We start from the raw sequence: 23900 nt of genomic DNA on the forward strand, positions 1-23900 counted from the left end.
CACGAATCGATCTTGCGAAGATCATCGTGACGGAAAAAGCATGGTTAAAGGAAGAACATAAATGAACGCAATCACGAGAGTCATGGTCATTGAAGATGATATTGCGATTGCAGAGCTACACCATCGTTATTTAGAACAGATGGGTGGCTTTGACGTGGTCGGTATTGCCACAACACAGTCTGAAGCGCTCTTGCAATTGGACATCTTAAAACCGGATTTGGTGTTATTGGATGTGTATTTGCCGGACGGGTGTGGGCTCGATATTCTTAATCACGTAAGAGGGAGCAATCAAGGCTGCGACGTTATCTTGATTACTGCTGCTCGGGATGTGGATACGCTGCAGCAGGCGATGCGCGGTGGAGTGGTCGATTATCTATTGAAACCAGTAATGTTCCCTCGTTTGGAAGCGGCCCTGAAAAAGTATCAATCTCAACAGCAAGAGTTTGAAAGTGTGTCGGATTTGAATCAAGGTTTGGTTGATAAGATGCTGCAAGCCAATGCCAAAGCGGACTCTGGAAAAGTATCAACCTTACCCAAAGGCATTGATGGCGTAACGTTGGATAAGATCAGAGCCATTTTTCAGCAAGCTGATGCCGTTAATATTACCGCCGATGAAGCCGGAGAACGAATTGGTGCTAGCCGAACCACCGCCAGACGCTATTTAGAATTTTTGATTACCACTGGTGAGTTAGTCGCGGACTTAAATTACGGTACCGTGGGTCGCCCGGAGCGCTGTTACAACAAAGCGCAAAGATAAACACGACACCATCAAAATAATTATAAAGCCAGTTGAATAAGCTGGTTTTACCTTTTTCTCCCTTTCCTATTGCTCACTCCACCGACCAGATACCGTTCTTTCTTGACTACACTGTTTGAGAATGCCGATTTGCTTCTCCCTCGGGTCAAATGAATGGAGCTATCGATTAGAAATTGTTCGAAATGAGTCAATATTTAATCGATTGCTTTCACAGTGGTTGATGTAAATCAAATAGTCATAGACAATACTGTCCCGAATAGAGGTGATAGCTTTCACCCTCGTTTACCAAACGCATTCTCAAATTTAATAGGCGCTTACTATTGATGTAATAGTTAAGACCTATTATCTATTTTCGTATGTCGCTGATACCTTTGGCGAATACTAAAAACCTTGTTTTTATAGGAAAGATGATGGTAATACCTGAAAACAGCAGCATCGTTATTTTTGGTGCGTCGGGAGATCTAACTTACCGCAAGTTAATTCCTGCTCTATACCACCTGTATGCTAGCAATCAACTACCAGAATCCTTTGCGATTCTTGGAGTGAGCCGTACTGAGTACAGCGATGAGTCTTACCGTGAGAAGCTGAAGAAGTCTCTTCAGGAAATGGAAAAAACTGAACCAGAGACGCTGAATGCATTTATTGAACATCTGCATTACCAAGCGATCAACACTTCAGATGTAGACGACTACGCTCGTTTAGCACAACGTCTAGACAAGCTTGAGCAAGACTACCAATTCGAAAACCATAACACACTGTTCTACTTGGCAACCCCGCCAAGCCTATACGGTGTGATTCCAGCAAACCTTGCTGCGCATGGCCTTAACGATGAATCGAACGGCTGGCGTCGTCTGATCATCGAGAAACCATTTGGTTACGACTTAGCATCAGCTCAAGCGTTGGATGAAGAGATCCATCATCACTTCCAAGAACACCAGATTTACCGTATCGACCATTACCTTGGTAAAGAGACGGTTCAAAACCTTCTAGTGCTTCGTTTCTCAAACGCGATGTTTGAACCACTGTGGAACCGTAACTTCATTGATTACGTTGAAATCACAGGTGCTGAGTTCCTTGGCGTTGAAGAGCGTGGCGGATACTACGACGGTTCTGGCGCAGTTCGCGACATGTTCCAAAACCACCTGCTGCAAGTGCTAGCGATGGTAGGTATGGAGCCGCCTGCACAAATTAACGCTGATTCTATTCGTGATGAAGTGGTTAAAGTGCTTCAGTGTCTGAAACCATTAGAAGAAGATGATCTGCGTAAAGACTTAGTATTAGGTCAGTACACAGCATCAGATGTTCGTGGTCAGCACCTACTAGGTTACCGTGAAGAGCATGGTGTAGCGGATGATTCTCGTACCGAGACTTACATTGGCTTGAAAGCTCACATCAATAACTGGCGTTGGAATGGTGTTCCTTTCTACGTACGTACAGGTAAACGCTTACCAACACGTGTGACTGAAATCGTGATTCACTTTAAGAACACGCCACACCCAGTATTTGGTCAAGATGCACCAGAGAACAAGCTGATTATCCGCATCCAACCGGATGAAGGTATTCAGATGAGCTTTGGTTTGAAAGAGCCAGGCGCAGGCTTCAAAGCAAAAGAAGTGAAAATGAACTTCTCTTACTCTGACTTGCCTGAAACTCAGATGCTGACGGCTTATGAGCGTCTTCTTCTTGATGCACTGAACGGTGATGCGACTCTGTTTGCACGTACCGATGCGGTAGAAGCATGTTGGAAGTACGTTCAACCAATCTTAGACTTCAAGCAAGATCCTCAAGCACTGTTTGGCTATGCTTGTGGTACTTGGGGCCCACAGGAAGCAGATGAACTTCTGCAACGTGATGGCCGCGCATGGCGTTTCCCATGCAAAAACTTAACAGACACGGATTACTGCGAACTATGATCAATCACAAGATCTTTGCAACGCCTGAATTGGTTGTTGAAAACCTAGCAAATGAAATGAAAGCATACAGCGAGCAGGGCACACCTGTTCACATTTCACTGTCTGGTGGCAGCACGCCAAAAATGCTTTTCAAGCTTTTAGCACAGGCGCCTTACGCCGAAGGTATTCAATGGAATAACCTTCACTTCTGGTGGGGCGACGAACGTTGCGTTGCACCAGACGATGCTGAAAGCAACTTCGGTGAAGCGAATGCATTGTTGTTTACTCAAGTAAACCTTCCTGCTGAAAACATCCACCGCATCCGTGGTGAAGATGAACCAAAAGCAGAAGCAGAGCGTTTCGCAAAAGAGATGGCAGACGTAATCCCAACAGAAAACGGCACGCCTGTATTCGATTGGATTCTGCTTGGTGTTGGCGCAGACGGCCACACAGCTTCACTATTCCCGGGTGCAACCAACTACCAAGATGAGAACCTATCTGTATTAGCTTCTCACCCTGAGTCTGGTCAAATCCGTGTTTCTAAAACAGCGAAAGTTTTAGAAGCAGCAAAACGAATCAGCTACCTAGTACTGGGTGCAGGTAAAGTTGAGATCGTTAAAGAAATTCATACAACTCCTGCTTCAGAACTGCCTTACCCGGCAGCGAAAATCCAGTCTAAAACTGGCGAAACAGAGTGGTTCCTAGATTCAAATGCAGCAAGTGCTATCGCATAAGTGCGAATAGCCGCAAGGAGATAAAATAATGAAAGGTGATATCGGTGTAATTGGCCTAGCAGTAATGGGTCAGAACCTTATCCTAAACATGAACGACCACGGCTTCAAAGTTGTGGCTCATAACCGTACTGCTGCTAAAGTAGACGAGTTCCTAGAAGGCCCAGCTAAAGGTACTAACATTGTTGGTGCTTACTCTCTAGAAGAGCTAGTTGAGAAGCTAGAAGCGCCACGTAAAGTGATGCTTATGGTTCGTGCTGGTGACGTTGTAGACACGTTCATCGAAAACCTAATCCCACTTCTAGACGAAGGCGACATCATCATTGATGGTGGTAACACTAACTACCCAGACACTAACCGTCGTGTAGCGCATTGTCGTGAGAAAGGCATCCACTTCATCGGTACTGGTGTATCTGGTGGTGAAGAAGGTGCTCGTTTCGGTCCTTCAATCATGCCAGGCGGCGCGGCTGAAGCTTGGGAAGCGGTTAAGCCAATCTTCCAAGGTATCTCTGCAAAAACTGACGCTGGTGAGCCTTGTTGTGACTGGGTTGGTAACGACGGTGCTGGTCACTTCGTTAAGATGGTACATAACGGCATCGAATACGGTGACATGCAGCTTATCACTGAAGCTTACCAGTTCATGAAAGATGGCCTAGGTATGTCTGCTGACGAGATGCAAGCAGTATTCGCTGACTGGAACAAGACTGAGCTAGACAGCTACCTAGTTGAAATCACTGCTGACATCCTTGGCTACAAAGATGAGGACGGTGAAGCGCTAGTTGAGAAGATCCTAGACACTGCAGGCCAAAAAGGTACAGGTAAGTGGACGGGTATCAACGCACTAGACCTAGGTATCCCACTGACTCTAATCTCTGAGTCTGTATTCTCTCGTTGCCTGTCTGCACTTAAAGACCAACGTGTTGAAGCTGAAGCTTTGTTTGAGAAGACAATCACTCCAGTTGAAGGCGACAAGCAAGAGTGGGTTGATGCATTACGTCAAGCTCTACTGGCTTCTAAGATCATTTCTTACGCTCAAGGTTTCATGCTAATGCGTGAAGCGTCGAACGAAAACGGCTGGGACCTAAACTACGGTAACGTAGCGCTAATGTGGCGTGGTGGTTGTATCATCCGTTCTGCATTCCTAGGCAACATCCGTGATGCGTACGAAGCAAACCCAGACATCGCGTTCCTAGGTTCTGACGAGTACTTCAAAAACATCCTACAAGGCAGCCTAGTGGCATGGCGTAAAGTAGCAGCGAAATCTCTAGAGTCTGGTATCCCAATGCCATGTACGATTTCTGCGCTATCTTTCCTAGACGGTTACACAACTGCACGTCTACCAGCGAACCTGCTTCAAGCTCAACGTGACTACTTCGGTGCTCACACTTACGAGCGTACTGACCGTCCACGTGGTGAATTCTTCCACACAAACTGGACTGGTACAGGCGGCGACACTGCTTCTACAACTTACGACGTATAATCGTTAGTTAGAATCAGTTAAGAACCTTGTTGTTCTTATCAGCTGTAGACTAGAAAACAAAAGGATGCCGATTGGCATCCTTTTTTGTTGGTTCTGCAAGAGAGTCACGTAAAGTAAATTTAATACAACCCGTTAAGCGAGCGCAGCTTGTGGACTTTGCACATCACTGTATTGCTCTCGTATCGACATGAAGTAATCAAGGTTTTGCTTCAGCGCAGACACACACTCTGGATCAAACATCAGCCCAGTATGCGCTTCAATGTAGTCCATTACCTTAGATGCTGACCATGCGTGTTTGTAAGCTCGTTTACTCAGTAAAGCATCGAACACATCCGCTAGTGTGACAATTCTTGCCTCCAGTGGAATCGCTTCTCCAATGAGCGCATCTGGCAATCCCGAGCCATCAAACCGTTCATGATGGTGACGTACAATATTCTTGATGAACTGAACTTCTTCGCTACACATTGAGCTGTGGTGGGAAAGGGCAACCACGTCATCAATCATCTCTTCGCCATATATCGTGTGATTGTTCATGATGTTTCTTTCTTCTTCCGAAAAACGCTCAGTACTGAAGAGCACTTTGTCTGGGATTCGGTACTTACCAATATCGTGAAACGGGGCATACAAGCGAATGCGGTGAACGAATTGGTGGGTAATCTCATTGTTACTATGCGAAAGCGTACGTGCCAGCTGCTCGCTGTATTTTCCCATGCGAATCAGGTGCTCTTTGGTTTCAGGATCACGTGCGTGCCCCATGTTTAGGGCGATTGCTAATGAGGACTGAAAATGTCGCTGACGTTCGAAGAGTTGCACAAACAGGTTCGAAATAGCTTGAGTGAGGTACGCGATGTCGCTTTGTATTGTCTGTTTAGCAAAAAAGTCAGTGCATGATGCGTTGATGAAAACGAACCCGAGGTTACTCTCTTGGTAGTGGATTGGAGTGGTGTAGCTACTTTGGTGACCAAGCTCGAGTAGATGAGAGATTTGCTTAGTCGGATTCATCAAAGAGAGGTCATCAACAATTCTTGTTTCCAATGATTCAGCCAGACGACTCAAAGCAGAGTTGGGTTTGATCTCCTGTTCGATGTAGTGATGCTTGGCGTTTTGACACAGTGAATCTGAAACAAAATAATTCGATGCTTTATTTTCACTGCATAGCACCACGGATAGCCGAGATAATATGGGGTAGTGTTCACGAGCTAGCTGGAAGAGATCATCGACTATGGCGACGATGTCTTTGTCTTGGGCCGCTGCTCTACTGAAATTGGAGTAGTCAAACATGTGGCAAGCCAACCTTTAATTATAATTATGTCATTGTTTAATCGGGTTTTTTACCGTTTCGATATTCAATAAAACCATAGCACTGTGTTATTAAATTGTAATACTGCGTACTGAAAAACTTTAATGTCATCACTAAATATATGGTTTTTGCATACGGTTACCGTAGGTTTTGTTAAGTTGAACCAGTTTCATAACCTTTGGGGTGAAGGTTTGTTTGCAGAATGTGCTTAGTCTGTATAGCGAGCTAAGGTAGGGTGTTAAGTGACCAATTCGAAATTAATTTCAAAGATAAATAGGATAACGAGTATGCTTTATGCCATCATAAAGGCATAAATAAGGGCAATGGATGTAATGCCCAAGTGATTGAGCTAGAAATGGTCAGTGATGACGGTGTTCTAGAGTAAATTCAAGGCCTTTAGTTGCCTTGAAAAAGGTAATGTTATGACTGAAGAAGAAAGAATCGAACTGCAACAAAATAACCCGCTACACGGCTTAAAGCTTGAAACCATGATCACTGAATTAGTGGATCACTATGGTTGGGAAATTTTAGATGCGGCAATGCGTATGAACTGCTTTAACACTAAACCTACAGTGGCAAGCGCAGTTAAATACCTGAAGAAAACCGAATGGGCTCGTGAGAAGGTTGAAAACTTCTACCTTTACCGTTTCAAGCGCATGCCTAAAGCATCGGACATTGAATACCAGATGCCTCCGCGTTCACGTACATTCCGCCATGGGCTAGAGCCTCGTGAGCCAATGGAACTAACGGTTGAGTCTATCCACGCTTCTCAAGCTAAAGCTGCGTCTGCATTTAAAGAGCGCCGCGGCGGTAACGGTCGTAACTTTCGTCGTTAATAAGAAGGCGTCGTTAATAAGAAGGCGTCGTTAACAAGAAGGCGTCGACGATTAGTACGCCTAATTAGATAAGCGAAAAACACAAAAGGAGCCTATAAGCTCCTTTTTTAGTTTGTTCGATTTAAACCGTAAATGGCTAAGCTTCGCGGTTCTTTCTTTGATTCTTCCAAAGATCGGTGACATAAACGATCGCACTGACCAGTAAGAATAGCGCTGACACAGAAAACAGAGCGGGCATTTTTAGGATCCACGCGAATGTGGCAGCAAGAAAAGCGACAAAGCAAATGAGTCGACTTGATGACATGACATGACCGAGTTTAGTGTTCATAACGCCTCCTAATGAAGTCTCACTTTCGACAGAAGAATTATCCCACCTTTGGCAAAATAAAGGCTAAAAAACAGTCTAAATTGTTATCAAATTTGCTAATTGAAGGACTCGTCTCACACATTTTGGTCTGGCTATTTTATAAGCAATAAAATAGCGAAATCGATATGAGAAGGGTGGAGTCTTTTTGCTTTATCTTTCCAGTTACAAGCCTTGTTGACCGAATGTCTGGTTAGCTTAAAACCGAGTTGGCACAGAACTCACTTAACAGAGAATCTAGTTGGTATAAAACCTAGCTAGCATAGAAAAAATAAGCGGTGATCAAAAAGCTCGCGATGATCACTGTGGTACGAACATAGTGTTGAGGGATGCGGCGCGAGATTTTTGCTGAATAATAACCACCAACCAATGTACCCAATAATACAGCCATGCCAGACGGCCAATCAATCGAACCATTGACGATAAAAAACACGATCGCTGCGAGGGAAGCACACGCTGACACGAGCAGTTTGATGCCATTCATCACGTTGATGTTGGTGTAACCAGCCAGCGCCAGATAGCTCAATGTCACAATGCCCAAACCGGCATTAAAATACCCACCGTAGATACAGACAATCAAAAGCAATAAAGCGGAAAAGAATGCGCCTGCGCTGGTGGCGTGCTTATGTTTTGCTGTAGCTTGTTTAAGCCATTTATTAAGCGTGCCACCAAACGTGAATAGCCAAGCTGCAAACAGCAGCAGCCAAGGAACGGATTGAGTGAACAGAGCTTCTGGTGTGTGAAGTAGCAAGAAAGCCCCGATACCACCGCCAATGACACATAAAGCAATGGTCAGTTTTAGCTGCTTAGTACCAGATTGAATTTCGTGGCGCAGAGCGTAGGCTCCGCTAATGTATCCGGCACACGAAGCAAAGGTATTGGTCGCGTTGGCTGCTATTGGTGGAACGCCAGCAAACAATAGAGCAGGGAAGGTGATGAAGCTGCCGCCACCCGCAATGGAGTTAAGCACACCGCCAATCACCCCTGATAAGAATAGAATCAACCAATCCATAGTTTTAGAATCCAATACGTTAACTAACTGGTTACCTTACTTGAATTTGTTATGAATATCAGCGCCATGTGTGTTGTAAAGATAGGTTTGTGAGTTTGCTACCATCTTTAACCGCTGGTTTGAATTGAGGCTCTAAATGAAAAAAGGAGCCAATGGCTCCTTTCGTTGAGGTTTAGTGGATTCGGTAAAGCTTTACACTTCTACTGGCTTCGCTCTAAAACTCTTAAATAGTTTCACTAGAATCGGGCTAGACAGCACCAGTACCGCCAGAATAGTGAAGGTCATCGTAATAGGGCGTTCCCATAAGAAGTTCAACTCACCATCGCTGATCATCAATGCACGCCTTAAGTTCTCTTCCATCAAGCCACCCAATATGAAGCCTAACAGTAATGGTGCCAATGGGAAGTTGGCTAGCCTTAATGCTATCGCTGCCATCGCTACTAGTAGCATCACAAATACGTCCATCGTGTTGAATGACACCAAGTACACGCCAGTGATTGAGAAGAAGATAATCATTGGTAGTAGAACTGTTCTAGGTACCGCTAGCAGTTTAGAAATATAAGGGATTAAAGGCAGGTTCAAGATAACCAGTACGATGTTGCCAAAGTACATAGAGATGATGACTGACCAAAATACATCTGGGTGTTCAACGAACAAGCGAGGGCCTGGCTGAATACCGTAGGCAATCAATGCACCAAGCATAATCGCGGTTGTACCAGAGCCCGGAATACCCAGCGTTAGTAACGGAACGAATGAGCCACTTGAAGCTGCGTTGTTTGCTGATTCAGGAGCAACAAGACCACGAATGCTGCCTTTACCGAACTCTTTCTGTTTGTCTTTTGGCGCTAGGCTACGCTCCATACCGTAACTTAGGAATGCCGCAATAGTGGCTCCTGCGCCCGGTAGAACACCGGTAAAGAAACCGAGAATAGAAGAGCGGATCGAAACTGGCGCCACTTCTTTGAACTCTTCTTTGGTCACTTTCATGCTACCAATATCAGACATCTTTTGGCTTTCTTCTGCGCTGGTATCTTGCTCTGGCTTAAGAATACCCATCAAGGTTTCACCCAGTGCGAATGTTGCCATCGCTAATAATAGGAAGCTGAAGCCATCCATCAGATCCGTTAAACCAAAAGTGAAACGTTCAACACCAACCCCTTTGTCGATACCTACTGTTGATAGCATCAAACCAAGAATAGTCATCATCCACGCTTTAATTACCTGACCTGGGCCTGCAAACGCCGCTACAGCGGACAAACCTAATAGCATCAATGCAAAGTAGTCTGAAGACTGGAAGCTCAGTGACACGCTTGCCAGAGCCGGAGCTGCAATCAAAAGCATGATTGCTGAAAGCGTACCGCCAGTGAAAGAAGAGTAAGCCGCGAGAGCAAGTGCTTTACCTGCTTGACCTTTTTGAGCCATTGGGTAGCCGTCAAACGCGGTTACTACCGTTGAAGAACAACCCGGAGCATTGATTAAGATGGATGACGTTGAGCCACCAAATACAGCGCCGTAATACACACCAGCCATCAAGATTAGGCCAGAAGAAGGGTCTAGGCCGTATGTAATAGGGATCATCAACGCGATTGCTGAAATTGGACCTAACCCCGGTAGCATACCGATGAAGGTGCCAACGAAACAGCCCACGATTACCATCATGATGTTCATTGGCATCACAGCGGTAGAAAGTCCTTGTAAAATTCCGTCTAACATAATGTTATCCCTACCAAAGAGTGAAGATTAAACCAGGCTCTAGGTAGATATCTAAGCCTTGAGTTAATAAAAGAAAGAACGCGATAACGAAAGGGAACGACGCGCCAAATAAAACCGCTTTACGACGCTCACCCAGTAGGTAAAAGCCTGCAAGTAAGAAGAAGCTGGTTGCTAAAACAAAGCCAAGATAAGTCAGCCCAACACCGTACAGTGCCATTAACACCAAGAAGCCAATCAGCAGTTTCCAGTTCAGCGGCGTTGTGTCACATGTGACTTTCTTATCCGGTTGTCCCGTTATTAGCAGGATCAACGAAAGGCCAATGCCGATAAACGTCAACAGGGTAGGTAAGGTTCTTGCTGTGAAGGGTTCGTACTCGTCACCGGGAAACAAAGGAATCAGCGTGGTTTGGTAGCCGTAGCACAAGCACGCCAGCATAAAGATCATGGCTCCGATGCGATCCTTCGAAAGCAAAGATTCCTTACTCAGAAATTTGGTTGGTAAGTCCGACATATCCAACTCCATTTGGGGTGGTATAAAAAGTAAAAAAGCCGTACATGAGCGAGTTAATGAAGAATGTCTGGGATCACTAACCAAAGGTGAGCGAATTACATGACTTGGTTAAGCCACTTGCCTCTACAACGAATCAGCAAGCTTTAGCAATACACTACGAATAAACAAAGGAGTTTTAGTTAACTCATGTACGGCGAAACAGGAAAGAGTAAGAGGGCACAAAGACCCTCTCTGGTTGTTGGTTACTTCAAGAAGCCAAGCTCACGCATTAGATCGCCCATCTGTTTTTCTTGGTCTTCTAGGAAGGCGTAAAAATCTTTGTCAGCTTTGTAGTTGTCGATCCAACCGTTACGGTCACGAACCACTTGCCACTCATCGGTTTTGTACATTTTGCCAAGAGCTTCGTTCCACTCGTCGATTTTTGCTTGGCTTGTACCCGGTGCCGCGAAGAAACCACGCCAGTTAGCAAATACTGTCTCGTTGCCGTATTCAGTCAGTGTTGGGATGTTAGGCGCAGCGTCAAGACGCTTTGGAGCCGTAACAGCAAGCACTTTTACTTGGCCAGACTTAGACATCTCTAGTACTTCACCAAGGCCCGTTGAAAGTAGCTGTGTTTCGCCAGAAAGCAGTGCCGCCATCGCTTTACCGCCAGCATCGTAGGCAATGTAACGCACTTTCTTCGCATCAAAACCTTCGCCTTTGAACGCTGCCGCAACCACAAGATGGTCCATGCTGCCACGAGCTGAACCGCCAGCAATTTTCACTTTACGTGGGTTGGTTTCGAACTCTTTAACGACGTCTTCCCAAGTGTCGTACTTAGAATCCGCAGACGCGACAATTGCACCGTAATCGGCAATGGTTGCTGCTACCGGAGTTAGGTCACGGAAAGATTGTGGGAAGATACCTGTTAGTGAACGAACAACGATAGGCGTTGAGTTCACCATTAGCGTGTCTTCTTGGCGTTGTGCCGTTTCGATTAGGTGAGCAATCGCTTTACCGCCACCGCCACCAGACAGGTTTTGGAAAGAGACATTTTCTACGATGTCTGATTTCACCAATACATCACCCGTACCACGAGCTGTCATATCCCAACCGCCACCAGCGCCGCCAGGGATTAGGAAGTGGATTTTTTCTACGTCAGCAGCAAAAGTGTTGAAAGAAAAGGTTGCTGCGATGATAGAAGCCGCAAGAGTAGGTTTCAGTGCCTTGAACATGGTTCACGTTCCTTATGTAGGGGATCTCTTCAATGGAGAGAAACTTATGTTTTATTTCCAGCTACTAAACAGATGAGTAGGATATTGCTTAGCAGATGAAGCTAAAGTTAACGGTGTGTTAATGAAATGTCTGTAATGCGGCGATATTGAGAATAAAGAACATTGGATTAATATTGTTCATAAAGTTCACGGTGACGTGTTGTGCGAAGGTGAAAAAAAGAGAGCCATGACAGGCTCTCTATAAAATTTGGAATGTTTGTAACGAATTCCTTTACTTGTCAGACGGTTAATCAGATAAGGTCGATCCTTTTAAGATCTCAGTTGCCTTGTCAAAATCAAACTCTTCCAACGAAACTTCGAGTCGTTTGAATTCTGAAGGGGGTAACCCAATCTTAGCGCCATCTTCAATGTTAAGAATTATGGTGAGTGCATCGGTGTCATCATTAGCCGTCGCCTCCAATAATTGGAGGTAGAGTTGCTGATCAGTAGTCGATTGTTGCTGCTGTTCAGAGCTCTCTTCCGACTTGGTAGAATTGGTCGCTACTGAATCTTTCGATACTTCAATTTGAGACAAGGCTTGGCTTACTGATTTGCTTAGTTTAAGCGATGTGTCGATCACACTGTCTTTCAAATCGGTATCATCTGGCTGTGCTTCTAGGTTTTCACACAACGTGTGCAGTTGTTTAGCCCCCAAATTGCCAGCCACCCCTTTCAGTGTGTGAAGATAGCGTGGTGCGCTGCCGCCTGTTAGTTCGCTTTCAAGCTTATTTTTGTCAGAGTAGGCCTCGACAAATCGATGCAATAGCTTGTTATACAGTTGGTGATTATTGTTGGCTCTGATTAAGCCAAGCGTAATGTCTAGACCTTCAACTTTGGAGAGTGCTGTATTAAAGGCACTGCTGTTTGCTGACTCGTCAGAGATAGAGTTCACTGATTCTGCTTGGTGTGATATTGGATCAACAAACGCAGCAGGACGGGAAAGTGATACCCAATTCGCAAGAGTGGCAAACATTGAACCGACATCGATAGGTTTAGCAATAATGTCACTCATACCACAACCGAGCGCCTTTTCTTTGTCTCGCTCCATGACATTAGCTGTCATCGCGATGATAGGTATGTCTTGATCGTTGATCTGCTGACGGATGTACTCTGTTGCTTCATAGCCGTCCATTACTGGCATTTGGCAATCCATCAAAATACCATCGAACGGCTGTCCGTCTGCAATGGCTTGTTGGTAGAGCTCGATCGCGAGCTTGCCATTTTCAGCGACCGAAACCTGAATTTGCTGTCCTTCTAATAGCTCAGTCGCGAGTTCTTGGTTGATCTCATTGTCTTCAACTAAGAGTAACTTAGCTCCGGCTAGTTGCTGGACGTTAGCTAACTGAGTTTGTTGCTCAAGTTCACTGCGTGAGACACGATCTGAGTCGAGCCCATAGAGTGAGACAATAGAGTCATAAAGGTGAGAGGAGGTGATTGGTTTGTCTAGAATACTCGGTACTTTAAAGTTTCTTTGTTCAATCGCTTCAGCAAGCTCTTCTCGATCGTAAGCGGTCAGCATCATGATCTTAGGCATTGTGTTTAGCTGCTGCTCATTGTTGAGCTCTGCGAGTAAGTCTACGCCGTCTCGCTTAGGCATCTTCCAATCGGAGATAACCAAATCAAATGGTTTGTTCTGAGCGTCAGCGTTATGTAACTCAACAAGAGCGTCATCGACTGATGAACTTAGTGTTGGTGTTAGCTTCAACGACTCTAGAATATCACCCATGATCAAGCGTGCGCTGGAGTTGTCATCGACGACCAACACTTTCAAATCGTTAATTGATGCAGGCACCACAACTCGATGTTGCTGGATAGAATGACTGACGCGAGTGGCAATCGTAAATGAAAAGGTCGAGCCTTTGCCAAGTTCCGTTGAGACATGAATATCGCCGCCCATCAGTTGGCTCAATTCTTTACTGATGGCGAGGCCTAAGCCCGTGCCACCGTATTTTCGTGTGGTTGAGCTATCAGCCTGAGTGAACTTGTTGAATAACTTGGCGGCTTGCTCTTGCGTCATACCAATCCCACTGTCTGAGACGGCAAAGTTCAACTTGATGTCATCGCCTTGTCTTTCTGCAACCGAGATAGCGATCTTCACTTCGCCTTTCTCTGTGAATTTGACAGCATTGTTACTTAGATTAATCAATATTTGCCCAATTCTTAACGGATCCCCAATCAGGTTAGTCGGCACGTCTCTGTCGACTTGAATGAGCAGCTCTAGGTCGCGTTCTGAGGCTCGTAAGCCAACCAAGTTAGTAATATTGTCGAGTACATTCTCAAGTTGGAAGTCCACTTTCTCAATATCGAGTTTACCAGCTTCAATTTTCGAGAAATCGAGAATGTCATTGATTAGGCCGAGTAGGGTATCGGAAGAGAGCTTCACTTTATGGATGTAGTTACGCTGCGCCTTGGTTAAATCGGTTTTTAATGCCAGATAACTCATACCAATGATGGCATTCATTGGTGTACGAATTTCGTGGCTCATGTTAGCGAGGAAGTCAGATTTTGCTTGGTTTGCGGCATCGGCTTCATCTCTTGCTGTGGCTAGACTGTGTGCGAAAGTTTCTAAAGCAGAATGCGCTTTGTTAGCCAGCAAGCCCATCAACAAAATAATGACGAAGAAAATCACACCACCGATGGCTAAATGGAACGTCACGCTAGAAGAGTCTTTTACATTGACGCTTTCTGAAAGGTGACGTTGAGAGACGAAATCTCGAAACTCTAAGAAGCTCTCATCCATTGCCGTGAGTAGTTGGTGACCTCGCATTTGTGAACTGACTAACTCCATAAATTGCGATTCATAAATGCTGATATGCTCGTCAAAGGCAGTAATTTTTACGTTTGGTGCATATAAAGTAATAAGTCGTTGTGCATTGCTAGATTTGGATTGCATCTCATTAATCACATGCGACACTTTGTCGGCAATGAGCTTCTGTTCCTTTGAATTTGCGAGCAGAAAATCTCGGTTGAATCGATTTGAACGACTTAGTAGCGTGCGAATCGCCAGTAGGTCTTGCCCTATGAGCAATTGGGAAGAGAGTTCTGCTTGAGATTGAGAAACGAGATGACTCAGATCCGCGACTTGGCTCTGTTTGGTTTGATAGAGCAAGCTAACTGATCGTGAGAATTCAGAGCCACTTAGGGTGACTTGATTGATAAGGGATGCTCTTAACTTTTTCGAAGACGCCGGTATGCCTTGCAGCTGAACTAAGTTGGTGTAATAGCGATTTTTTGCCTTATCTACAACCTCTAAAAGTTGTTGTCCTTTGTCATCCAAAACCTGTTCTTGCAACTCTGAAATGAGCCGTGAAGCCTTTTGCATCTCAAGTTTGACTAACGAGTGAGTCTTTAGGTTGCCGTCGAGTAAATACTCTTTTTCAAGATTTTGTATGTTAACGGCAAGAGTGGCAAGTTGACTGGTTTCTAGTGCGACGTTGGTCAGTTCTTCGCTGTTTAGTCGTAGACCGCGAATTTTCTGATTGTTTTGATTGATCGCTTGATTATGTAGATCCCTCATCTCTCGCAATAAGTCTGTTGCGGCATTAGAGCGCTCGTCCATAAGCGTTCGAGTTGATTGGTTCAACTCAACAATGTCGACATATTGCTTGAATTGAACCAAATATTCCGTGAGAAAATTGATAGGAAGGGACGTTGCATACTGGTCGGCGTAATCATTGGCTAGACCCACGGTTTGTTCTGCTTCTTGATCAAAGTTAGAGATGACTTGTTCGCTGTAGTCGTTACTAAAAGACAACTCATAAACGCGAAGCTTATCGAGTGAGGTCAATAAGCGAGTACTGGAAGCGTATTGTTCAACGCCGATGAAGCGATCGTTGAGATTGATCCAAGCACCTACCGCGACAGAAAACACCACGATGGCTGCGACCAGAAAGGAGGTTAAGATTAATTTCGAATCAGTAGCAAATCTTGAAACAGTATTCATAAAGTGCCTGTATTGATAAAGTACCAGCGAACTTAGTGTTTTTGTTCATCAGTAAAAGAGTCTTTGATAGTGAGCATTTCATCGAGCTTACTAATGAAAATAGGAACCAAGTTAGGATCAAAGTGATGGCCAGCTTGCTCTTGTATTAACTCAATCGCTTTTTCAATCGGCCAAGCTTTCTTGTATGGGCGTTCGCTGGTAAGGGCATCGAATACATCTGCTATTGCAACAATACGTGCACTTAGAGGGATGTCTTCGCCTGATAGCTTATGAGGGTAGCCGCTGCCATCCCATTTCTCATGGTGGTAAAGAGCGATCTCTTGGGCGAGTTTTAGCAATTTAGAGTCGTTGTCTCCGATAATATCCCCGCCAATCGTTACGTGTGTTTGCATGATTGCCCATTCATCCGCATCAAGCTTGCCAGGTTTACCTAATATGCAGTCAGGAATACCGATTTTGCCAATATCGTGCATCGGAGCTGCTTGGAATAACAACTCCACCCACTCTTCACTGACGTCTAACTGCTGAGCCAGAATCTTTGAGTAGTAACTCATTCTTACAACGTGCATTCCGGTTTCATTATCCTTGTATTCAGCGGCGCGGCCGAGCTTGCGGATTATCTCCAATCGACTCATGGCGAGAGCTTCCGTTCTCTGTCTTACCTTGCGAGACAGTGCCAAGTTTTGGTCATACAAGGAGATATGTGTGACAACGCGAGCTTTCACGATAGGGGGGCTGACTGGTTTAGTTATGTAATCAACAGCACCGAGTTCAAAGCCTTTCTGTTCGTCTACTACATCCGTCTTAGCTGTCACAAAGATAACGGGGATGTCAGAAGTGACAGGGTTACTTTTAAGTCGACGGCATACTTCATAACCATCCATCACAGGCATCATGATATCGAGAAGAATGAGATGAGGCTTTGGGTGAGTAGAAGCAATTTTTAGCGCTTTTTCTCCGGATGTCGCAGCCTTAATTTTAAAGTCGTCGTTCAGGATCCCTGAGAGGGTATGAATGTTGTCCGGGATGTCATCAACAACCAGAATGATCGGTTTATCTGTCGTAATTTGATTCATTTTTCGTCCCTAAAAAATTTAATCAGATTGCTATGTTTTATATTAATAAAGCGTAGTGGAATTTAGCGGAAATGCATGATTTTAGGAGGGTTAATTGTTGATTCTGGAACTTAACAAAATAATGGTACGCCTTTTTATTAATAGATATTTTATATATTAACCGTTATTTAACAAAGAATAACCAAATGGATTGTGTCGTAGTGCGATCAAGGTTGAATAGTTCAGGTTCTCGTTTGCTAACACTGAATCATTCAGAGTTACTTAGTCGTTCAAGTTACTTCCTAAATCTATCGTGGGCTTGTTATAGGGGAAAGCATGCGATGCCGAATGTCGGGCTTATCTATGATGTTTCAGTAGAACCTGATACCGACTGGGCAGATTCGCTTCATCTAACCGTTCTTCCAACATGACTGCAAGCGCGAACCAATCGTCTAGCTTGTTTGTTACTGAATCAAGCATCGCGTATCGACGTGTGTAGCTTTCAAAGCGAAGCGCAGCACGTTCAGTCCCTATTTTAGTGATGGAGCCAAAGTCGATGAGTTGGGCTTGTCCTTGTGGGTTGAGCACGATATTGGATGGCTTAAGATCTCCATGAACAAAACCAAGAGTATGGATTCGGTTGATGGCTGATTCTAAAGTGCTAAGCCATTGAGAGGGCATATCGGCATTGATATTTGAGTTGCTTTGAATTTCCAGTAGTGTGTTACCACTTAAGTGAGAAAGCACCAGGCAGTCAGTCTGATGACTATAAAAGTAATCACAATAGTTCGGCCAGGTATCTTTTTTATTAGAGTCGGAATTAGTATTTGAATACAGAAACTCAGCCTCTTGTTTTAGAAAGTGACGGTGCTTTAGCTCTTGAGCATATTTGATGGTCACCAGTCCCCAGCTAGGATGTTGGGCTCTGAAAACTCGTGGACTTAAGCGAGTGAGATTAGTGTAGCTATGAGCCTTAAACGCTTTTAGAAGCTTTTCATCTTTTACATCTCCTTTCACGTATTCTCTGTTTGAAGAGACATTATCTTCAGAAAGTTGAGCTCGCCTTGATAGGCAAGACGAGCTCGTTGGTAAAGCGTTATTAGATCCCACTTGGCAGAGAGAATCCAGAGAAGAAGCCAGGGACAAACGGGTTCGATTGGCCTTGAGTCTTGATTGTTAATTTCACCTTGCTGTCACCGTAAACAAACTCCACCTGAGTGTCTTGTGCAGACGTAAAGTTCACGTTTGGTTCGAATAAGCGGAACCAACTCCATGTGCCTTTTACGGTGTTCTGGCCAATTGTAGAGTCCTGTGCACTAAGCTGAATACCTAGCTTTTCGATAAACTTCGCATCACCTTGCCACGATTGCTGGCTCCATAACGTCGGCCCATGACGATAGGTAAAGATTGGCTTATCCGAAATGATCGAAAACTCCGTGATGTTTGGCGTCATATCGACTGCTTTTAATTGGAAATTGATCAGGATGTTCGATGGGTCGGCTAAGAATAGGGCGCTCTTTATATCGCCAGCTTTGTCCATCATTGTCCAAACCTCTGGCGTAATCGATAAGCCTGTACCCGGCAGTAATCCCGGTAAATAAGGCGCTTCGTCACTGTCTTTAACGAATCCATTTAGGCGAGTTTGAGAGAACTTGTCGACTATGCCATTCGTAACGAAGAAGGCTTTGACATCCGCCACACTGACATCCGTTTTAGACTTTCGATTGAACGGATAAAAAGAGGCCAAGCGCTGTTGATAAGGCTGATAAATTTCGTTCGACCACGCTGTGTTTAAGTAGTCGTGAGCCAGTGACATCACCGTTTCATTACTTTGGTGTACCACCTTGTTAACCAGCTCTTCAGCGACCGCTAAATGACTGTTGGATAGGCTCGATAGGGACGCAATAGGGTTACCGGCTTGCAAAGTGACGGACAGCGTATCAAAGGCAACCTTTTGCGGCTCTTTGGTTTCGTAAAACTTGTCTCCCCACTTTTTAGCGTTGATAAACGCAGTAAGCAGGTTGTCGATTGGCTTCTTACCTTGGTCGTTAGGGGATACCTGTTTTTTGTAAGCTTGGAAGCTGAGTGATATCTGGCGAGCGGATTCTTTTTTGTCAGGGTCTTGAATCGGCATACTCGCAGGATCTTGTTTCTTGTCATCCTCTACAGGGATCTCAAGCTCAACATAGGTATATTTAGCAATCGTCGAGTACAAGCTGACTAACGGGTTATTGCTTGCTTCTGACAAGCTCGTTAACGCACTTTTTAGTTGCGTAGGGTTAGCCACTTCTTTGACTTCGACATTACGAACCAAATCACGCCAATAGTTGATGTAATCATTCTGGTAAGTTTGCTTCAATTCACGACTGATTCGATGCAATTCCAGTGCGCTAGGGTAAGCCCCTGCGACGCCTTCATAAGACTGTAAAGCGGACTTCAGAGTCGGGGAATTCACCGATAAATCGAGTTGGTTAAACCCCGTCGGGGTAAAGATATACGGAACCAAGTAGCCAGCGTAACTCGGTGAAAACTGAAGCACCGAGCCGAAATTGTCACCGAGCTCACCGCGAATATCGACACGCTTAGCATAGGCCGTAGAACTCTGAATGTGTTCGTACAGCAGGGTTTCAATGCCCGTTTGCGTGATGACTTTCTTCGCGAGACTTTCTAAATCATGATTCGATTTTACTGGCGTCAGGTTACGAGCGAAGATGTCATTGAGTAGTACGTCAAGCTGAGCGATGTTGACGCTATCGGCTTCGCCTTGGTCTTGGAGCGTACGAATGTAGTAGTTCTTGAGCTCTTGGACGTTGGTTCTGTCTTTACTAAACAACAGACGATAGTTGTTTAACAGAGATAGCGTCTGAGATTGATCCTCAAGGTTTACGTACACAAACAGGTCTTTCTCTAGCGTATTCTCCATTGAAGGAATCAGGACTTGCTGTAACTCAGTGAAATAGGCCTCTTCGACTTCTTCCTTGATGCTCGGATTTGGCATAAACGGCAGGCTGTACCAAGGCTCTGGCTGCTTGTAGAGGTTATAGATACGCTGTAGTGAGAATAGGTTGGGGATATTGTCAGCCATATTCTCGATGTCATAAGGCGATGCCGATATCGCCTCTTTATAGCGCTCAAGCATGATGTCCGCTCTGGTTTCTCGTTGATTCTGGAAATCAAAATCAAACTTAATCACCAGCAACACGGCGGCGAGCAAGGCAATCCAAGATAGGGTGAAAACGACTTGGTTAACGAGCAGAGTATTCTCTTTGCGTTTGTTTACGCCGACCAGCTCATGTTCCGATAGGATCACGTGGGTCATTAGGTATTGAGCAAATAAGGTTTGGTTAACCGGGATTTGCTCGTTTTGTTGATAATGCTCGTGACCTACCGAATAAGAGACAGCACTTGCCAGTAAATCTGACTGCGCTGAACTTTGCCCATCATGCGTGAAGTAAAAACCGCGGAATTGCAGAGCATCACTAAGCTGCTCTCCTCGGTATAAACGATTGAGGAACAACCAAAGATTCTGCTTTAATAATCCAAACTGGAAAGGGGCACTGGCTATCGAGTTGCGATAATCTTGATTGAGTTGTCCGGCAAGCGCATTGCTCATATTAGCAATCAGCTCGCTGATCAAGTGATCATACTCATCGTTAAACCAGTCTGCATCGATCCCACCATGTTTAGAGTAAGGCGCAGTGGCACCAAACACTTCGTCTCTTTTGGATTCATCAAACGCTGAGAAGAACTGACAAAAGTCGCTGATGCTACCCATATTCGAGACAACATTATAAATCGGTAAGCTGACCCCAAATGCTTGATTAAAAGTCTTAATGGTCGATTTAAGCTCATCAGCTTGCTGTGTAATTTGCTCATTGTTTTCTAATAACGAGGAAACATCGGTGGTAAGCAATAAGCCATTGGCGGCTTGTCTTGGTCGCCACGCAGTTAACGACTGACATAGCGTTTTCAGGTACTCAGGGTGTTGGTCTTCTCCCATACTGATAGAAACCAAAATCGAGTGCTCGCTGACCCAAAACAGGATTGGGAATTCAATATCATTGCCGAAGTCATCGAGCTTATACGCTTCATAGCCCATTTGGGTGATGATGCTTTTGTCTTTATTCGGGTTCTGACTTAGCAGTAGATAGATTGGTTGGTCGTAACGGCTGGTTAGGCGAGTTTTACGTTTCTGCCCACTGATCATTCGCTTGAAATGACTGGCTAGTTGCTTTTGTCGCTTTTGAATCAATTCTTTATCTAATGACTCTTCTTGTGATTTTGCGCTGCGTTTGATCAGCACCCAGTAACAAATGAAGCCGATAAGCGTGGATATAATGGCGATAGTGGCCAGAGCCCACACCAAATAAGCGTTGAGAGGTGTAAGCAGAATGACGCTAGAAGCGACGGTAAAAAAGGCGACAGAGGCTAGGGCAGAAATGCCTACTGTTTTTTTTACATTGCCTGATTTGTTTGATTTGGCATCCGGCATAATCAGTTAGACTCTTCCTTGTTTAACTCGTGTGCAGAAGTGCGAACGATAATGGCGTTTATTTGGTCATTTTCGACATACCACGCCTTGGTGCTTCTCGCTTCTTCTGAGGTGTTTGTTCTTAGTATCACTCGGTAGTACTTCTTGTAAGGAGAGATAATCGGCTCATAAGCTGAAGGTGATAGGTTCTTGATGAAAGCTTCGGCGTTTTTCTTACTTGAGAAGGTAGCGAGTTGAACCAACCAATTTGCTGTACTTGGCGTAAAGTCGTTGGTTTGTGATGCTTCTATTGCGTCCACTTTGCTGGCGTGACGAGGTGGATTTACTAAGTCTTTATCATCGCTGATGAATACGATGTCTTTGATTTCGCCTGATAAGACGTAACGTTCGCTAAAGCTTGGCAAGAATGTGAAATCACGCGCTCTTTGCTCGTGGGTCTTGGTGTACCAAAACTCAGTTAAGCCAATGCTGGTGGCGATTAAACAGAAGAAAAACAGGCTAGTGATGAAGTAACGTTTACGCCTAGTCGGTTTCCTTACTTCTGGGAGTTTTACTTTAGTACGACAATGCACGCCGCTAGCCGAGCGATATTGGCTGATGGTTTGTTCTAACTGATGAACAAACGCTTTTAACTGTTCAGCGCCGCCTTCACGATATTGGCCTTTGAATCCAATATTGATAAATAGGTAGATGATCTCTAAAAGGTCTATCAGCTTGTGGGGCTGTCTTGCGGCTTTTTCTGCAACGGAGAAGAACAGTTCGCCACCGTTACGCATGCCAAACAATTCGCTCAGCAGGGTCTTATTTTCCCAACCGCGTTTTTCTCCCCATTCGGTGTAGATGATGAATTCATCAATGACTACAGCGTATAAAAAGCACAGTTTATCGATCACCGCGATAGGGTAAGTGAGCTCGGTTGCTTGAGCTTTTATGTCGTTGATGCCTTGAATAAATTGTTCACGAAAGACCGTGAGATCTTCGGGTTCAGACAGTGTGGATATCTTGAGTGTTTTAGTCAGTAAATCACTGCTGATGTTGATCAGTTGATTCTCTGCCTTATCAAAATGACGCAGAAACTCTTCTTGAGTGCTGGTGGAGTGTACAGCAATCAATTTAGAGAATGCCTGATCAGACTCTGTGTTAGCAGAGCCTTTTGATGCTTTATCGATGACCAGTGTTTCTTCGTCTAAATAATCCATAGCCATTATCTCAACGCGTATAGAACGACTTCGAGAGCAGGAATGCGCGCATCGACGTGTAGGGCAATCGCGTCACGTGTGTCTAGCATGTCTAACCAATTGCGATCCTTAGTATCCACTTCGAAATAAGCGACGCCTTGCATCGGCTTAAGCTCGCTTGGTGCAATCGGAAGCGGTGTCAATGAGATACCAGAAAGCGAGCTTCTCACTAGCTCTACGATCTTATTGTTACTGCTTAACTTGGCCGAGATTGGGAACAACTCATTAAGCTCTGTACTGCTGATGTCGGATTTAACACTTAGAACGAAGCGACGGTTATAAACGCTGCTTGGGTCTTTGATTAAGGTGCGAAGTAGACGGCGTTTCTCAAACAGTGAGATATCCCATTTGAATTCGATGACTGAATCTTGTTGAACCAGTGTGAGTAGGTTTCGTAGGCTCGAAAACAGCGGGTTAAAGTTGTCATAGAGCTTGTCATATTTTAGAGGCTGACACTCATCTGGAATTGCTGGTGTTAACGCCATGACTTGAGCTTCAAATTGTTTTAGTTTTGAATACAGTTCATGGGTCGGGTATTTGGTGTTGCTGATGGTCAACTCAAACCATGGTAGCCAGGTGTTGAGAGTTTGCAGCCATAGAAAATCTTGCATCATAGACTGAGGGCTTTTTTGACCTTGGCCAGCTTCAATGCGTTTTAAAAGGTTTTGAGCTCGGTTGCTTACCAGCGCGTGGATCTCTTTGACTCGTTCGCTGAGTAGGTTTGAAGCGCCGTAATGCAAGCAAGCAGGGATGAAGGCTCTATCAAGCATGACTTCGTCTGAGTCGCTGATTTCTAAAATCTTAGCCACTGGAATGAGGGTAAAACCAGAGGTGTCTTCTCCTGCGAATTTGAGCCCGATATTCAGTTGAGCTACATCGACTTCTACACTGGCGTTTTCGGAGGTAGAAGTATCGAATACATTGATTGAACGGGTGATGTAACGACTCTGTTCTTGACCATCTTCGCTGTAGTCATTATTGCCTTGCAAAGAGATTGGCAGAGCAAGGTAGACGATGGTTTCAATGGTGCCTTGCGGAATATCGACAACAATCTCTTGTTTGATGTTGAATTGGGTTCCATCGGGGAACACACCTGAACAGCTCGGTATAGATAGCTTACCGATCTTTAAGAGATCGTGGTTAAGCACTAGCTCAGTGATGCCAAAGAAAGGGGCAAAACCAGCCAGTGTTTCAATGTTCTGACGAATGTAGTTTTGCACATAGCGATCTTGCTGCTGAAAGTGCTGAGGGGCAATAAACATCCCTTCTTGCCACACTACTTTTTTGAAAGCGTCCACGTAAAATCCTTTTCTATTATTTTTA

At 44.7% G+C, this 23900-nt stretch carries 17 protein-coding genes; 5 read left to right on the forward strand and 12 right to left on the reverse strand.

Annotated features, from left to right (window positions below; all coding sequences use genetic code 11):
- The first annotated feature begins 61 nt into the window (after positions 1-61).
- The 4 genes from AB4484_RS12220 to gnd all read left to right on the forward strand — a co-directional run bounded on the left by AB4484_RS12220 (position 62) and on the right by gnd (position 4860).
- Entirely contained in the window at positions 62-757 is a 696-nt protein-coding gene (locus AB4484_RS12220; protein WP_372078405.1) for a response regulator, read from the forward strand.
- A 410-nt stretch (positions 758-1167) separates the two neighbouring features.
- Positions 1168-2670 (forward strand): glucose-6-phosphate dehydrogenase, encoded by a 1503-nt coding sequence (zwf, locus tag AB4484_RS12225; protein ID WP_048606938.1) that lies wholly within the window; start codon positions 1168-1170, stop codon positions 2668-2670.
- Positions 2667-3383: a 6-phosphogluconolactonase gene (gene pgl, locus AB4484_RS12230; RefSeq protein WP_048606936.1), complete on the forward strand. Its 717-nt coding sequence runs from the start codon at positions 2667-2669 to the stop codon at positions 3381-3383. The genes zwf and pgl overlap by 4 nt, the downstream gene beginning before the upstream one ends.
- A 28-nt stretch (positions 3384-3411) precedes the next feature.
- Positions 3412-4860, forward strand: coding sequence for a decarboxylating NADP(+)-dependent phosphogluconate dehydrogenase (gnd, locus tag AB4484_RS12235; RefSeq protein ID WP_017059712.1), 1449 nt, complete (start codon positions 3412-3414; stop codon positions 4858-4860).
- A gap of 132 nt (positions 4861-4992) precedes the next feature.
- On the opposite strand, the gene AB4484_RS12240 is transcribed toward gnd, so the two are convergent.
- Positions 4993-6153 carry an HD-GYP domain-containing protein gene (locus tag AB4484_RS12240; protein ID WP_372078407.1) on the reverse strand — a complete coding sequence of 387 codons (1161 nt, stop codon included), beginning with the start codon at positions 6151-6153 and terminating at the stop codon, positions 4993-4995.
- Positions 6154-6582: 429 nt separating this feature from the next.
- On the opposite strand from AB4484_RS12240, the gene AB4484_RS12245 reads away from it, so the two are divergent.
- Positions 6583-6996 (forward strand): VF530 family DNA-binding protein, encoded by a 414-nt coding sequence (locus tag AB4484_RS12245; protein WP_010438513.1) that lies wholly within the window; start codon positions 6583-6585, stop codon positions 6994-6996.
- Between the two features lie 136 nt (positions 6997-7132).
- On the opposite strand, the gene AB4484_RS12250 is transcribed toward AB4484_RS12245, so the two are convergent.
- The 11 genes from AB4484_RS12250 to tssK all read right to left on the reverse strand — a co-directional run bounded on the left by AB4484_RS12250 (position 7133) and on the right by tssK (position 23875).
- The gene (locus AB4484_RS12250; RefSeq protein WP_017059711.1) at positions 7133-7324 is read right to left on the reverse strand and encodes a hypothetical protein; all 192 of its coding nucleotides are present in this window, start codon (positions 7322-7324) and stop codon (positions 7133-7135) included.
- 289 nt (positions 7325-7613) lie between these two features.
- The gene (locus AB4484_RS12255) at positions 7614-8372 is read right to left on the reverse strand and encodes a sulfite exporter TauE/SafE family protein (protein ID WP_372078409.1); all 759 of its coding nucleotides are present in this window, start codon (positions 8370-8372) and stop codon (positions 7614-7616) included.
- Positions 8373-8564: 192 nt separating this feature from the next.
- Positions 8565-10085: a tripartite tricarboxylate transporter permease gene (locus tag AB4484_RS12260; RefSeq protein ID WP_012603793.1), complete on the reverse strand. Its 1521-nt coding sequence runs from the start codon at positions 10083-10085 to the stop codon at positions 8565-8567.
- 10 nt (positions 10086-10095) lie between these two features.
- The gene (locus tag AB4484_RS12265; RefSeq protein WP_041472791.1) at positions 10096-10596 is read right to left on the reverse strand and encodes a tripartite tricarboxylate transporter TctB family protein; all 501 of its coding nucleotides are present in this window, start codon (positions 10594-10596) and stop codon (positions 10096-10098) included.
- A 242-nt stretch (positions 10597-10838) separates the two neighbouring features.
- Positions 10839-11810, reverse strand: coding sequence for a tripartite tricarboxylate transporter substrate binding protein (locus AB4484_RS12270; protein ID WP_048615086.1), 972 nt, complete (start codon positions 11808-11810; stop codon positions 10839-10841).
- A 286-nt stretch (positions 11811-12096) separates the two neighbouring features.
- On the reverse strand, positions 12097-15792 hold the full coding sequence (locus tag AB4484_RS12275; RefSeq protein ID WP_372078411.1) for a response regulator: 3696 nt from the start codon (positions 15790-15792) through the stop codon (positions 12097-12099).
- Positions 15793-15824: 32 nt separating this feature from the next.
- The gene (locus AB4484_RS12280; RefSeq protein WP_372078412.1) at positions 15825-16868 is read right to left on the reverse strand and encodes an HD domain-containing phosphohydrolase; all 1044 of its coding nucleotides are present in this window, start codon (positions 16866-16868) and stop codon (positions 15825-15827) included.
- A 336-nt stretch (positions 16869-17204) separates the two neighbouring features.
- The gene (locus tag AB4484_RS12285) at positions 17205-17864 is read right to left on the reverse strand and encodes a protein kinase domain-containing protein (protein ID WP_372078413.1); all 660 of its coding nucleotides are present in this window, start codon (positions 17862-17864) and stop codon (positions 17205-17207) included.
- An 82-nt stretch (positions 17865-17946) separates the two neighbouring features.
- Positions 17947-21339: a type VI secretion system membrane subunit TssM gene (tssM, locus tag AB4484_RS12290; protein ID WP_372078414.1), complete on the reverse strand. Its 3393-nt coding sequence runs from the start codon at positions 21337-21339 to the stop codon at positions 17947-17949.
- 2 nt (positions 21340-21341) lie between these two features.
- Positions 21342-22538 carry a type IVB secretion system protein IcmH/DotU gene (icmH, locus tag AB4484_RS12295; RefSeq protein WP_372078416.1) on the reverse strand — a complete coding sequence of 399 codons (1197 nt, stop codon included), beginning with the start codon at positions 22536-22538 and terminating at the stop codon, positions 21342-21344.
- A 5-nt stretch (positions 22539-22543) separates the two neighbouring features.
- Entirely contained in the window at positions 22544-23875 is a 1332-nt protein-coding gene (tssK, locus tag AB4484_RS12300; RefSeq protein WP_372078419.1) for a type VI secretion system baseplate subunit TssK, read from the reverse strand.
- Positions 23876-23900 lie beyond the last annotated feature (25 nt).

The sequence above is a fragment of the Vibrio sp. 10N.261.46.A3 genome, from assembly GCF_041472995.1.
In the GTDB taxonomy this organism is placed as follows: Bacteria; Pseudomonadota; Gammaproteobacteria; order Enterobacterales; family Vibrionaceae; genus Vibrio; species Vibrio coralliirubri.